12 protein-coding genes are annotated in these 15,351 nt (G+C 25.0%); 2 read left to right on the top strand and 10 right to left on the bottom strand.

Annotated features, from left to right (window positions below):
* Positions 1–170 precede the first annotated feature (170 nt).
* Positions 171–2,462, bottom strand: a complete 2,292-nt coding sequence (helD, locus tag EGD97_RS00540) for an RNA polymerase recycling motor HelD (RefSeq protein WP_127836336.1) — start codon at positions 2,460–2,462, stop codon at positions 171–173.
* A 506-nt stretch (positions 2,463–2,968) separates the two neighbouring features.
* On the opposite strand from helD, the gene EGD97_RS00535 reads away from it, so the two are divergent.
* A complete protein-coding gene (locus tag EGD97_RS00535) occupies positions 2,969–4,108 on the top strand; it encodes an aldo/keto reductase (protein WP_078681073.1) in 1,140 nt (379 codons plus the stop codon).
* Between the two features lie 94 nt (positions 4,109–4,202).
* Here EGD97_RS00535 and EGD97_RS00530 read toward each other — a convergent pair whose 3' ends face one another.
* The 6 genes from EGD97_RS00530 to EGD97_RS00505 form a co-directional block, all read right to left on the bottom strand.
* Positions 4,203–4,733 (bottom strand): ECF transporter S component, encoded by a 531-nt coding sequence (locus EGD97_RS00530; RefSeq protein ID WP_127836335.1) that lies wholly within the window; start codon positions 4,731–4,733, stop codon positions 4,203–4,205.
* Positions 4,734–4,829: 96 nt separating this feature from the next.
* The gene (def, locus tag EGD97_RS00525; RefSeq protein ID WP_078681075.1) at positions 4,830–5,294 is read right to left on the bottom strand and encodes a peptide deformylase; all 465 of its coding nucleotides are present in this window, start codon (positions 5,292–5,294) and stop codon (positions 4,830–4,832) included.
* A 30-nt stretch (positions 5,295–5,324) separates the two neighbouring features.
* A complete protein-coding gene (locus EGD97_RS00520; protein WP_127836334.1) occupies positions 5,325–7,025 on the bottom strand; it encodes a B12-binding domain-containing radical SAM protein in 1,701 nt (566 codons plus the stop codon).
* A complete protein-coding gene (locus tag EGD97_RS00515; protein ID WP_228201950.1) occupies positions 6,943–7,587 on the bottom strand; it encodes a class I SAM-dependent methyltransferase in 645 nt (214 codons plus the stop codon). Before EGD97_RS00515 ends, EGD97_RS00520 begins: the two co-directional genes overlap by 83 nt.
* Before the next feature lie 75 nt (positions 7,588–7,662).
* Positions 7,663–8,370, bottom strand: a complete 708-nt coding sequence (locus tag EGD97_RS00510) for a zinc dependent phospholipase C family protein (protein ID WP_078681077.1) — start codon at positions 8,368–8,370, stop codon at positions 7,663–7,665.
* Between the two features lie 41 nt (positions 8,371–8,411).
* Complete coding sequence (locus EGD97_RS00505; protein ID WP_078681078.1) at positions 8,412–9,728, bottom strand: PQQ-dependent sugar dehydrogenase; 1,317 nt, start codon at positions 9,726–9,728, stop codon at positions 8,412–8,414.
* A 148-nt stretch (positions 9,729–9,876) separates the two neighbouring features.
* Between EGD97_RS00505 and spoVB the strand changes: the two genes are divergently transcribed.
* Positions 9,877–11,385, top strand: coding sequence for a stage V sporulation protein B (spoVB, locus tag EGD97_RS00500; protein ID WP_078681079.1), 1,509 nt, complete (start codon positions 9,877–9,879; stop codon positions 11,383–11,385).
* Positions 11,386–11,395: 10 nt separating this feature from the next.
* Here spoVB and EGD97_RS00495 read toward each other — a convergent pair whose 3' ends face one another.
* The 3 genes from EGD97_RS00495 to EGD97_RS00485 form a co-directional block, all read right to left on the bottom strand.
* On the bottom strand, positions 11,396–13,009 hold the full coding sequence (locus EGD97_RS00495; protein WP_078681080.1) for a putative polysaccharide biosynthesis protein: 1,614 nt from the start codon (positions 13,007–13,009) through the stop codon (positions 11,396–11,398).
* 17 nt (positions 13,010–13,026) lie between these two features.
* Positions 13,027–13,983 carry an RluA family pseudouridine synthase gene (locus tag EGD97_RS00490; protein WP_078681081.1) on the bottom strand — a complete coding sequence of 319 codons (957 nt, stop codon included), beginning with the start codon at positions 13,981–13,983 and terminating at the stop codon, positions 13,027–13,029.
* 197 nt (positions 13,984–14,180) lie between these two features.
* Positions 14,181–15,347: a M20 metallopeptidase family protein gene (locus EGD97_RS00485; RefSeq protein ID WP_078681082.1), complete on the bottom strand. Its 1,167-nt coding sequence runs from the start codon at positions 15,345–15,347 to the stop codon at positions 14,181–14,183.
* Positions 15,348–15,351: the final 4 nt, after the last annotated feature.

Below are 15,351 nucleotides of genomic sequence, written 5' to 3'. Positions count from 1 at the left end.
TAAACTGTAATGAGCTATAAATTAACTTTCATAATATAATTTATAATAATTAAAAATTTATATTTTATTATTATATAACTATTCAATTCTTAATAACATATTTTTCTAAAATAATTATAATATATATTATTTATTTTAGAAATTAAATTAATATACTAAAATAAATAATATTATTCAATTAGTTTTGATTTTTCTCCATTAAAAAATATATACTGAATATGTAAAGCTCTAGTAAGTGCTACATAAAGAAGTTTTTTATCTAATTTTTCTACTTTATAATTAGTATCATTACAATTATATATAATACTGCAATCAAACTCCAATCCTTTAACCATATATACTGGTATTATTATTTTATCTAAATTTAATGTCTTATCTGTATCTTTTACAAGTTTCCAATCAAATATGCTGTATTTTTTTAAAATGTCTTTTATAACTTTGCATTCTTCATAAGTTCTTCCTATAATAGCAATACTATTTTTACCTATTTCTTTTACTTCTTTAACTATATCATCAACTTTATTTGCAAATTCACTTTTTAGTTGAAATTTTATAATTTCAGGTTTTTTACCATGTCTTAAAACAGGCATAGCAGGTTTTAAATTATTTTCTTGTTTTTCTAATACTTTATTTGCAAATTCAATTATTTCCACCGTAGATCTATAACTTTGAGTTAAAGGGATATATACCGCATCTTTTTCAAAAACATCATCTATTAGTTTTTCCCAATTATCAATTCCTTTATAATAATATATTCCCTGACCTATATCTCCTACAATAGTTAAAGAATTATTTAAAACCATATTTTTTAATATATATAACTGAAAAGGACTATAATCTTGAGCTTCATCTACAACTATATGTTTAAATTTATATTTAGGCGGTATCCCCTCTATTTTAAATTTTAAATACAACATAGCTGCTAGATCATCACTATCTATAATTCCTTTTTCTAAATTATTATAAAATTCATCAATAATATATTTAACAAGCTTTTCTGGAATTTTTCCTCCACTTACCTCATTTAATATTTGATTATTATTAAATAGATTTATATATAATTTAGCGGTATCTATTTCCTTCCAATCGTTAAAATATTTTTCAAAGTTTTCTTTAGCTTTTTTAGTAATTTCTTTTTTTCTAAAATCTCTTTCATCATATATCTCTATAAGTTTTTTTCTTCTCTCATCGCTTTCTTCCATTGTTTTTTTTATCCTTGCAATCATATATTCATAAGAAAAATCAATTTTATCTAAGATACTTTTTATTTTATCATTAATTTTAAGATTAAAATATCTTTTAATTTCATCTTTTCTTTTGTTTATTGGAAGGTGTTTCATATCTTTTTCGTACAATCTTTTTATTTCACTACTTTCAAAAAGTATGTAATCTTCTACAGTAATATCTTTTACATTTATATCTTTTATCTCTAAATATCTTATATATCTGTCCATCATAGTTTTAAAAAACATTGTTCCTTTAAGCTTACTGCTATTTGTTATATATTTAATATTTTCTTCTTTCTTTTCTTCTAGAACTTGAGATAATTTTTTATCTTTTGTATAAATTTTAGCTTTGAAATTTAATATTTCTAAACTTATCTCTTCAAAAGTTTTTTGTTTTACTTTTTCTACACCTAAATTAGGTAGTACCTCAGATATATAATCTAAAAAAAGCTTATTTGGAGCTATAACTAAAATTTCTTTACCTGAAAGCTTATCCTTATATTTATAAAGAAGATATGCTAATCTATGTAATGCTATAGTTGTTTTACCTGAGCCTGCAGATCCTTGAACTATAACAACGGTATTTTTATCTGCTCTTATTATATTATTTTGCTCCTTTTGTATAGTAGCTACAACTTCTTTTAATTTACTGCTTACACTTTCTTCTAAGTTTATTTTTAAAAATTCATCTACTAATGCCTTTCCTTCTTCTCCTCCTGAGTTTAAAATAATTTCATTTATTCCTTCATCATAAGCATCTATAAGACAACTATTTTTAATTAAAAATTTTCTTTTAAGTTTTAACTCTCCATTAATTATACCTACGGGAGCTTTATAATAAACTTCCCCTTGAGTACCACTATAATATAAATCTGCAATAGGTGCTCTCCAATCTATTACAACCTCTTCTCCCGTTTTACTATCACCAAGCCCAAATTTTCCAATATAGAAACTTTCATTTTCTTTTCTATATTCTCTAAAATCAATTCTTGCAAAATAAGGATCCTTTTTTGCCTCATTATAATTTTTAAGATTTTTATGAGTTATTTCATATAGCTTTTGAGTTGTTTCTAACTCTTCATTATATTTTCCTTTTGCTTGTTTTTTTAGTGCTGCAATTTTATTTTGAAGTTCAATATCATTATTTTCTATTAATTTTATTTCACTTTCCAACCATTTTTTTGTATTATCAAATTTATTCTTTTCAAACTGAAATTCTTTTTCTTCAATAGACATAATATCCACACATCCTTAATGTATTACACATAGTATATAATTTTATATTTAATGCAAATATTTGTCAATATAAATAAAGTTGTAGTTTTAGTAAGTTTAAACATAGTTATGGTGATATTATTGTTAAAAATAGAAAAATTTTTATATACATATTTTTATAAAACGGATTTTAATATATAATAATTGTATAAAATAAATTGTTTATTAGATATCCAAGGATTCAAAATCTGATGTAACCGTTTGATGAAATAATAGTCCTTTCTTATAAGAATAAAAATATTCTATGCTCTTGTTATTATTTTACTAAACTATACATAGTTTTTATCATGAATATCTATAATTATAAATTTATTATATGCTTAAACCATAATAAATGTAAATTAACTTGAACTATACACTTTGTATAATATTTAAAAATTTACATTTATTTATATCCAATTAATAATTCTTAATAAAAATACTTTTGTGGAATAATCCACTATATTTATTTAAAGGAGATGTTTGCATTGCAATATAGAAAATTTGGTAAATTTGATTTTAAAGTATCTTCACTAGGATTTGGCTGTATGAGACTTCCTTATTTAAACGGAGATGATGGCAATATTGATGAAAAAGAAGCAATTAGACTTATACGATATTCAATAGATAATGGTGTAAATTACATAGACACTGCTTACCCTTATCATAAGGGTAATAGTGAAATCATAGTTGGTAAAGCTCTAAAGGATGGTTATAGAGATAAGGTAAATCTTGCAACTAAATGTCCTGTTTGGCTTGTAGAAAAATATGAAGATTTCCATAAATATTTAGATAATCAGCTTGAGAAACTTCAAACCGATCATATAGATATGTATCTTCTTCATGCTCTTTCAAAGGAAAGATGGGAAAAATTAAAAGAATTAAATGTATTTAAATTCCTTGAAGAAGCTGTAATTAGTGGTAAAATTAAACATCCTGGTTTTTCTTTTCACGATGAACTTCCTGTATTTAAAGAAATTGTAGATTCTTATGATTGGGATTTTTGTCAAATTCAATATAATTATATGGATACAAATTATCAAGCAGGCACAGAAGGTCTTAAATATGCAGCATCAAAGGGTATGGCTGTAATAATTATGGAACCTTTAAAAGGAGGTAAACTTGCGAAAAATCCACCTAAAGAGGTTCAAGATATTTGGAATAAAGCTCCAATAAAAAGAAGTCCTGCTGATTGGGCCCTTAGATGGATATGGAACCATGAAGAAGTAACTGCTATTTTAAGTGGTATGGGAGAAATAGAGCAAGTAATTGAAAATATAAATATTGCCGAAAATTCTCTCCCAAACTCTATGAATTCTTATGAATTAAATTTAGTTAATGAAGCTAAAAACATGTACAATAAACTTATTAAAGTAGATTGTACTGGCTGCAACTATTGTATGCCATGTCCTTTTGGAGTAAATATTCCTAAAAATTTTGCTCTTTATAATGAATCTTCTATGTATAATGATATAAAAGGTTATTCATTTGCTTATAACAATTCTCTATCTAAAGAAGCTAAAGCAAATAACTGCCAAGAATGTGGATTATGTGAAACAAAATGTCCTCAAAATATATCTATAAGAGAACATCTTAAAGAAGTTCATTCAACATTAAATCAAGTATAATATTTTATTCTAAAATTTTATTTGGTAGATTATTTTTGTAATTATAAAAACATCCCATAAATTAGTAACTATATGGGATGTTTTTAATTTTTTACTATGCTTTTTCTTTTATCAATTTATTATTGCTAGCTTTAGATAAAGATTTTGAAAGAGCCCATGATATAAGTCCATCTACCGTATGATGAAGAATAGAACCTACTAAAACTGTAATTATTAAAAAATTAGCTAAGCTTCCAGTATATTTAACTTCTGCACCTAATGCAACAAATACAAATACTACCATAGCTTCTAAAATTCCATGTACAGGTGCTGTAAAAAATACTACTTTGGGAAATGAAACATTCTTTTGTATAAGCAACGCGCCCATTAATCCTACAAATGAATGCATTAATGCCCTTAGTCCTACTAAAGGTCCTTTTGTCATAAAGAAACCTAATGCGGAACCAAGTCCTGTAATTACTGCAGCTTGAGGCCCTAAAAACATAGATAAAAACATAGGTACATGCGATGTAATTGTTGCTGTAAATGGACCTATAACCACAGTCATAAACCCAAAAACAAAAGGAATTATCATAGCCCAAGCTGTTAAAAGTGCTGTATAAGTTAATTTTTTTATATCTTTCATATTATAACCTCCATATGCTAATGTATATACACTAGTATATGGCATATAAAAGCATTTGTAAATACTAATTTTTACGGAAATACAAGTAAAAATTAGTTATTCTTCTATTTTGTATATTTTTTTTGCTCTGTCAATATATAATATTCCATCTAAATGATCTATTTCATGGCAAAAAGCTTTTGCCAAAAGTCCATCAGCAAAGTACTCTACATTTTCTCCATCAGCATTTAATCCTGTAACTTTTACCTTTTTAGGTCTTATAACTTTGCCTTCATATCCTGGATAGCTTAAACATCCTTCTATGCTTTCTTCTCTTCCTATCTTAGATGTTATAACAGGATTTATAAGTATAATAGGTTCCCCTTCTTCTCTTAAATCTATAAAAATTATCCTTTTCAATATTCCAATTTGAGGTGCTGCAAGCCCTATACCTGTAGTACTATAGAGAGTATCTTTTAAATCTTTTATTATGCTTATTATTTCTTCATCTATTTTATCAACTCTTTTGCTTACTCTTTTTAATGTTTTATCTCCAAATTTTAATATGTTTCTAACTGCCATTTTTACCTCCTAATTTCTCAATAAATATTTTTATAGTAAATTTTCATTATATACTAACTCTGTAATATCTAATATGTTATCAGGATTATCTTCATCAAAAATTAAATAATAATTTCCTTTAATTAATTTATTATCATATAAAAATTTAAATATATCTATATGAAAAATTTCCAAATGATAATTATAAAATGGTATTTTAATAGTATTGTTTTTTTGTTCTATTTTTAATTTTTTTTCTAATTTTTTATTAAAATATCTTGTTAAAAATTCAGGAATCCATTTTTTCCTATTATACTTTAAATATTCAAATTTAATAATTTCTTTTAAAACTTCATTATCTTCTTTAAGAACTTCACTATTAAATTCTAAAAAAACTTTGTAATAATCTACTGAAGATAAATTTCTTTTAAAATATCCTTTGTTATTGAAAAATTCGCCCAAATTTGAATAAAAATCAAAAGGAGTTTTAAATTTAGGTATAAAATAATTAATAATACTTTTAAATTTTTGAGAATTAAAATATTTATCAACTATTTCTTCAGTTCTTTTTAAAATCTGAATTTCATCATAACTTATATCTCTAGTTTTAAGCACTTCATAAGGAGGATATGGTGAATATGTTATTCCCCACATTTCTGCTTCTTCTTTCATTAAGGATCCCTTTAATACTTTCAAAAAACCAAGCTGTATTTCATCTGGATATATACTGTATAAATCATTAAAAGATTTTTTAAAGGATTCAAAATTCTCTCCTGGAAGACCAGCTATTAAATCTAAATGCTGCTTTATACTTCCAATTTTTTTTATTTCTAAAACTTGATTTTTTATTTTTTCAAATTTAACATATCTATTAATATTCTTTAATACATTATCATTTGTTGTTTGAACTCCTATTTCAAATTGAAATCTTCCTTTAGGTGCTTTTTTTAACAAATTTATCTGCTTATCATTTAAAATATCTGCAGAAATTTCAAAATGAAAAGTAGTGTTTGTATCTAAATTTATCAAATAATTCCAAATTTCCATAGAAAATTCTCTGCTGCAATTAAAAGTCCTATCTACAAATTTTACAAGTTTCACCTTTTTATCAATGAAAAATTTAAGTTCTTTTTTTACTCTTTCTATATTTAAAAATCTTACCCCACGAATAGTTGATGAAAGACAATATTTACAATTAAAAGGACATCCTCTTGATGATTCATAATAAACTATTTTGTTATTTAAATCCATATCATCATCATAAGGAAATATAAGTTTATTTATATCCATAAGATTTCTTTTCCCGCCATATATAACATTGTTCCCATATTTTGTATACAATCCTTTAATATTAAAAATTTCTTTTTTATTTATAATATTATATACAAATTCTCTAAAAGTTTCTTCTCCTTCACCTTCTATTAAATAATCTCCTGGATTATTTTCTAAAAAACTTTTACTCTCATAAGATACTTCAGGTCCCCCATATAAAATTTTAATATTTTTATCAATTAATTTTATAAGGTCTGCAATTTTTAATACATACTCTAAATTCCATATATAACAAGAAAAAGCCGCTATATCAGGCTTTTCATCTAAAATTTCTCTAAGTATTCTCTCTAATCTATCATTTATAGAAAACTCCATAATTTTACAGTCATAATCTAAATCATTTGTATATGCCTTTAAATATCTTATTGCTAAATTTATGTGAATAAACTTTGAATTTATTCCTATAAGAGCTATCTTCATTTTCTTTGCTTCCCTTCTCTATATCTATTGATGTTTTTTTATTATTCTTTTTTTGACATCTTATATAGTATATATTATCAGAAGTCTTTAAATCAATTATTTTAAAATATTTTTCTAATACTTTTATAACAGTTTCTTTGGAATTATCTTTAAAAATATTAAAATCTGAAATATTAATCTCTTTTATTATTTTGTCTGAAACAAGTACTTTTATTTTAGCATTAAAAATTTTAGAGTATCCCTTATCTATATCCCATATATATAAAGTTCCATTTTCTTTTAAATATTCACTTACATCTTTTATAAAACTATTTTTATTAAACCATATTTGGCTTAAAGAAAATAACATTATACAGCTATCGTAACTGTTTTTTTCAATAAAATCTTTTTCTTCTTTACCGTGTATATATTCTATGGAAGCCTCGTCATTATATTTTTTATAAAGATTATATATTATTCCATAATTATCTATTCCTATATCAAGCACATTTCCTGTAAATACTTCCTGTTGCATATTTATAAATAAATTTTTTTTATTACTACTATTAAAATCTAATTTCATACACTCTCCCACCTTTTTTCATATAATATGAATTATTCTACAAATAAAAAATAATTCCTCCAAATAATGGAAGAATTATTTTTTATTTTTTATGATATTATAATAATCTAATAAAAATCCAGCTGTACTATTTTGTGCTTCTTTTATTATAACTTCTGCTATCTTTTTATATCTTTCTTCTTTGTTAGTAATATTCATATATTTTAAATATATATTGTTTGCTATAAAGGCATTAGATTTTATATAATCATCTAAATTTTTATATCTTAAAATTCCTTTATCTACAAAAAAAGAATAGTCTGACATAAATCTTTTAATAACCCATATTTCAAAACTTCTATGATTATTTAAAAGCTTATTATTAACATGATGAGGTACTGTCATATCCTGTATTAAATGACATGCAGCACCAAGGAAAAACATTGCTTTATCTAATTGATGAGATTCAATATAAAAAAGAGATTTATTATAATATTTTCTAAATTCAATTAATGCATTGGAAAATCCATAAAGTCCTTTACCTTTGCTAAAATGATAAAAATGATTAGAACTTTTAAAATCTTGATCTGCCCAAGTTACACCTTCATTTAAATATTTTATATTTTCTTTAAAAAAATTATATTCTTCTAAATATCCCTCATTTTTTAAAATTTCTATAGCCTGTATATTAATAAATTTATGTATAGTACAATATGTTTTTAATACTTTTTTCTTTATAGGATTAACTACATTCATCATACTTTTTAATGCTGTTCCATAAGTTTTTTCTAAAGTATATTTCATATAAAAATGCATTCCTTCCTTTGTATAAAGCTTTAATAAAACTATTGTTTCTTTTTACTTATTTTTATAAATTTCCATATTAATATAAAAATAGTTATAGTTATTACTGTTAAAAGATAATAAATAACATTTTTATTAAGTTTAATAAAGTTTTTATTTATATTGTTTAAATATATTTCATAAAGCACTCCTTGATTTTTATCAAGTGCTAATATATTATTATTAAATATTTTCAAACTTGATATATTTGAATTAGTTTTAAAATTTACTATAGGTTGTAAATTACCTGATTTTAAAAATTTATATATTATATTATCTGTTTTATCATAAAAATATATACTATCTTTTTCTCCAATCAATCCTTTGGAATCTATAGTTAAACATTTAATTGAACTTAGTTGTTTATGCTGATAAATTGGAGCTGGTGGATTTGTATTAGGATGATTATCTAATATAAAATTTATTTTTGTATTGTTTTTTCCTTTAAATCGTGGTGATGTTAAAGGATCTCCTCCACTATAATCAGGCCATCCATACCATAAACCTTTTTTTATTTCATATATATAATCAACGTCTCCTTTTACAGGTCTTAATCCTCTATCTTCCATCCCTCCTACAGCTGCTATAAGTTTACCTTCACTATTAAAATCCATACCAGTTACATTTCTTATACCCCAAGCAAATGTTTCTCCATATCCATTGTTTAAATCATAGTGTATAATAGATGCGTTACCCGGAAAATGACCTGAAATTATCTGCCCTGTTTGATTTTTTGTTTTATATGGCACAAAAGCTCCAGTCTTTTCATTTCCAAAACTTCTTCCCTTTATAGTTATATCTTTAGGAGATATATCACAATAAAAAGGATTTTCTTTAATCCACACATTATCAGTTCCTACAACCCCAGAATTAGTTGCAGCTCCTATAGATACGAATATTTCATTCCCATTTATTTTTATAATACTATCTTTGTAGTCTCCGTAATTGGGTAAATTATCTACTAAAATCTTTTTTTCTTTTTTATCTAAATCATAGCAAAAAACTTTATCTTTAGAAAAAAAGTATAATTTTTTATTGTTATATTCTATGGAATTTATATTTAAAGACTTGTCTTTTATTAAATCATAACTTTTGCCATTTTTATCTATGTACTGAATTCTATCCATATATGCTATATAAAAATTACCATTTTCATCAAATGTAAAATCATTTGCATTTATTATACCTTTATATTTTAAATTGTACGCTAAATTTTTATCTTGGATTTCAATATTATAAGTTTTATAAAAATTTTTAAAAATAAAAAACATTATAAAAAAAATTCCTAATATAGATATACCCCTAAAAAATTTTTTCATAAATCCTCCACAAAAATACATAATATATATTTATATATATTTACAAAGTTTTAAGTATATGTATATCCTAAAAATTAAAATAGTAGAATATAATTAAAAAATTTTACATAATTATTAATGTTACACCAATTATGTGGAGTTTTTATATATGAAAAAAGATAGTTTTTTTAAAGAAACACTAGTACTTACAATTTCCAATTTAACAACAGGTATATTAGGTTTTATATTTTCTATAATATTATCAAAAGAACTTGGACCTGAAGGCATGGGATTATATGGACTTGTTATGCCTATATACAATCTTTTTATATGTTTAATATGCGGAGGTATGGTAACAGCAATATCAAAAGTTGCTGCCGTATATTTTAATAAATGTGACTTTAGAAATTTAAATAAATCTATAGAAACTGCTTTAATTTTTGATTTAATTTTATCTATATCAATATCAATTATATTTTTTGTTTTTACACCATTTATAAGTTCTAACATAATACATGATTCTAGAACTTTATATCCTTTAAAAGCTGTTGCACCCGCACTAATTTTTGTTGCTCTATCTTCAATATTAAAAGGTTATTTTTATGGAATATCTAAAGTTAAAATACCTGCTTTCATAGATATATTAGAAAAAAGCATAAGGATAGGTATAATAATAAGCGTTATATCTATGTTTTCTAATCCTGATGTTACAACTACTGTTACTATTGCCTATATAGCACTTTGTGTTGGAGAATTTATAAGTTTTGTTTCACTTTTTATATTTTATAGATTTCATAAAAAAAATATGGTTTATAGTAAATTTAAAAAAGAAAGAAAATCTCAACTTATGTTTGATATTTTAGTAGTGTCTTTACCATTATGTGTAAATGGTTTTTTATCTACAACTTTAAATACAGTTTCAACATTAATTGTACCTAGACGTCTTATAAGTACAGGAATTAAATACAGTGAAGCATTGTCACTTATAGGTAAATTTTCTAGTATGGCTATGTCTATAATAACTTTCCCTATGATAATAATAGGTTCAATATCAACTGTTCTTATACCTGATTTATCGCAAGCATTAGATAAAAAAGATTATTTATCAATGGAAAACAGAATAATTCAAGTATTGAGAATATCTTTTTTGCTAGGTTTAGCTACTCTAGTTATTAGCATAAGTATACCAAATTCTCTTGGTAAACTATTCTTTGGTAGAGATGATCTTGGATCTTATATAAAATTTGCTGCCATAGCAGCTCCGCTAACCTATGTTTCCTCTACTACTTATGGTATATTAAATGGATTAGGAAGGCAGGGAATACTCCTTAGAAATTCTTTATTAGTATCAGTAGAAGAAGTTATTCTTTTATACATATTTACAGGTATACCTAGCATAAACATATTTGGTTTTGGAATAACTCTTATTATAACTTCAACTACAACATTTTTAATAAATATTTATGAAATAAAAAAATATTGCTATATAAATTTTTCTTTTAGTGAAATATTTATATATATTTTATTTAGTATACTTATATATTTTATTATAAATATTGCTAATAATTTAATTCCAAATAAATTATTTACGCTTAAAAATTTATTTATAATATTTTTTACTTTTGCTTCTTTTTTATGTTCTATTTCTGTAATAAGCAAAAAGGAAAGCCTTATTTAGTGCTTTCCTTTTACTTTATTCTATCTAACAAAATTTTGGGTATAAACTTTTTTAATTTTTCTGGAATAATTTCTATTTCTTTTTTGCTTATTCCACCTATTAATATTAAAGCATATATATAAGTAAATGCACCTATAAGTATAGCAACACCTGTTGGAACTATACGAGTTATATATCCTTTAAATATATGACTTAATATATTTTCTAAATTTAATTGTACAATAAAAACTATAACTCCCATGAAAGCTGAAGCTATTAATGGTTTTGAAGCTAAGGAAATTAAGTTATATCTTATTTTCAAATTTCTTTTTATAAGCCTGTTATTCAATAACATAGGTACCAAAAAACCTGCCATACTTCCAAATACTGCTCCTAATATATTTATATTAGGTTTAGCAACTAAAATAAAATTTATAATAATTTTAAGAACTATACCTATTATGATATATAATGTAGATAAATAAAGCTTGCCTATGCTTTGAAGAATTGTAGCCTGTATTTGAACTATTGCCATAAGTACCAAAACTATAGAGCCATATTTTAATAAGTAAGCCCCAGATGAAAATGCGGGATAAATAGTTTTAAAAATTGCTGTACTTAAAACTGCTAGTCCTACTGCTGAAGGTATAGCAATTAAAAAAGTAGTTTTAAAAGCATAATCCACTCCTCTTTTTACTTCTTTTCTATCATTTAAAGCAGCAGCTCCTGAAATAAGAGGCAGTACAGCCGAACACAGAGCTGATATTATTGTTATCGGAACATTAATTAATGTTTGATATTTCCCTAAATAACCATATTTTACATTACCTTCAGTATCGCTAAATCCTGCTGCTAAAAGTCTGCCTTTTGTATTTGAAGCATCTATCAAATTACCAGCATTTTGAGAGCCTTGACTTACAGTTAACGGTAAAGAATAATATAATATTCTTTTAAATAAAGACTTATTAGAATGACGCATAATATCTTTATCGTTATAATCTTTAGGTAATTTAAACTTTTTATGTTTTTTATAAAATTTAATTAAATATAAAACAGAAACAAAAGCTCCTACTGTTGTTCCTACTGTTGCACCAGCACATGCTGCTTCAACCCCATATTTTCTCCAACGGGCAGCAAAAAACAACGAAAAAATAATATTTGCAACCTGCTCTAATATTTGTGATACTGCAGTAGGCTTCATATCACCTCTTCCTTGAAAATAACCTCTATAAGCAGAAGCTATAGAAGTTAATAGTGCAGCAGGAGATAATGAAGCAATAGCTAAATACGCTTTAGGATAATTTGTTATGTTAGCTAGAGCTTTAGCTGAAATAACCATAAATATAGACATAATAAGTCCTATTAAAATCATCATGGCTCTTGCCATTTTAAAAGACTTTATTGCATCTTTATAATTTTTTAAAGCTACAAGTTCTGATACTAATTTTGATATGGCAGAAGATAATCCACTATTAGTCAATATGTATATAAATGCAAATACATTATAAGTAGCATAATATACTCCATAACCATCTTCCCCTATTAAGCCAAGCAAAAAAGGAACATACAGCAAAGATAAAATTTTAACCATCATGCCTGCCGCTGATAACATTGCAAAACCTTTTGTTGTTGACTGCGCTTTCATATATTTCTCCTTATTTTTTAAAATTTAAACACATCGTTTTTTATCTTCTTTAATATAGGAGGCAAACTTTCACCTATAGTTTTGTTTTCCATATAACTTAATTTTTCAGGGCAATTTTTAAAAATAAGTTTATATGCATATAAAAATTGATAATTTAACCCATATTTATTTACAAAAAAACTATTAAGCTTTTTGTCTCCATATTTCATATCTCCAACTATTGGATTTCCTAAATGGGATAAATGAGCTCTAAGCTGATGACTTCTTCCTGTAATTAAATCTAATTCTAGCAAAGAAAAAGTCCCACAACTTTGCTCAGTTTTAACTTTCATAGCTATTTTTTTTGTGTTAGGCATTTTTTTATCAAATATTTTAGAGATGTTTTCATCTTCGTTTTTTGAAATATACGCTTCGTATGTTCCATCATTTATCTTTCCTTTTACAAGAGCTATATAATATTTGGTTATATTTCTTTCTCTTATCATCTCATTTAAAAGCTTTAAACTTTCATAATTTTTACCAAATATAACCACACCAGAAGTGTTTCTATCCAATCTGTTACATGGAGCTGGCGTAAAAGTAACCTCTTTTTCAGGAAGATAATCTCCCTTATCAAAAAGATAAGATAATACATAATCTGTAAGAGTAGGTTCTCCATCTTTTTTATCAGAATGTACAAGTACTCCTGGCCATTTTTCAACTATTACCATGTTTTCATCTTCATAAGTTATCTTTAAATGAGCGTTATCTATTCTTTGAAATTTTTCCTTTTTAGCTGAAGTTTGTATATCAAAAGTTTCAACTATATCTCCTTCCAAAAGAAAATATCTTTCCTTACTCTTTTTCCCATTAACCTTTATCTGACCAGTACGAATTCCTTTATATATAGCAGTTAAAGGTACATCTTTAAGCCATTTTCTTACGAATTTATCTAGTCTCTGCCCTGCTTCATTTGTTCCTATTTCAACTCTCATGTTCTTCACTCCTATTATAAATTTGCAGCTAATTATATGATTATCTCACAAAAAGTCTTTTCATTAAGTATTGACCACTATATGATGTAATAGAAATTTACAAACACTATAAACTATAAATTCTATAGTAGAAATTAATTTACAGATTATTGTGATTAATCATTATATATATTATAACCTAAAATTTTAAAATAATATTAGGACAGATAATCATATGCTATCTTGCATTGAATTGCAACGCCTATAGGTATAGCATTTTCATCTATGTCAAAAAAACTACCATGTGCAGGATTAATTATTCCCTTTTCTTCATTTCTAACTCCAAGAAAATAAAAAGCTGATGGTCTTTCCATTGAAAAATAAGCAAAACTTTCTACACCCATACTTGGAGATTCAAGTTTTTTAATATTTTCTTTTCCTATTATACTTTCTGCACTATTTTCTAGCAAATTTAATATATCATCATTATTATAAAGACATGGATAACTCTCTTCTATATCTATTATACAGTCTCCTCTCATAGAATGAACTATACCTTCAACAACTTCTTTAAATCTTTTTTTTACATAATTTCTATGCTCACTTTTCATAGTCCTTATAATTCCTGAGATTTTTACTTCTTCAGGTATTATATTTTGAGCAGTACCACCATGTATACTTCCAACAGTTATTACTATTGGGTCAGTAGGAGGAATTTCTCTACTTACTATTGTTTGAATACCAAGTATTACTTGGCTTGCAATTACTATAGGATCAATGGTACTATCTGGATGAGCTCCATGTCCTCCTTTACCTTTTATAGTTATAGTAAAAGGATTAGAAGCTGCATTTACTACTCCTCTCTTTATTCCTATTTTGCCACAATTTATTCCTTCATCTACATGTAGGCCTACAATACAATCTACATGAGGATTTTCTAGTACACCTTCTTTAATCATGAATTTAGCTCCACCTACAGTTTCTTCTGCTGGCTCAAAAAATAGCTTTATATTGCCCTTAAGTTCATTTTTAATACTGTTTAAAATTTTTGCTGCACCAAGGAGTATAGTAGTATGTGCGTCATGACCACAAGCATGCATCTTTCCTTTAATTTTAGATGAATATTCACAATTTTTATTATCTTCAAGTGGAAGAGCGTCTATATCTGCCCTAAGCCCTATGGTTTTATCACCATTGCCTCTTATAATAGCACAAATTCCTGTTCCTGCAACCTCTTTATACTCTATTCCTTCATTTTTTAAAAAAGATTTTATCTTTTTAGAAGTTTCATATTCTTCAAAACCAAGTTCTGGATTGGAATGAAAGTCTCTTCTTAAAATAACTAAGTCTTCTTTAATATTTAATGCTTCTTTTAAAAAATCCATAATA

The organism is Clostridium prolinivorans (assembly GCF_004011155.1).
GTDB lineage: Bacteria > Bacillota > Clostridia > Clostridiales > Clostridiaceae > Clostridium_AT > Clostridium_AT prolinivorans.
This window is presented reverse-complemented; position numbering and strand designations above follow the sequence as displayed.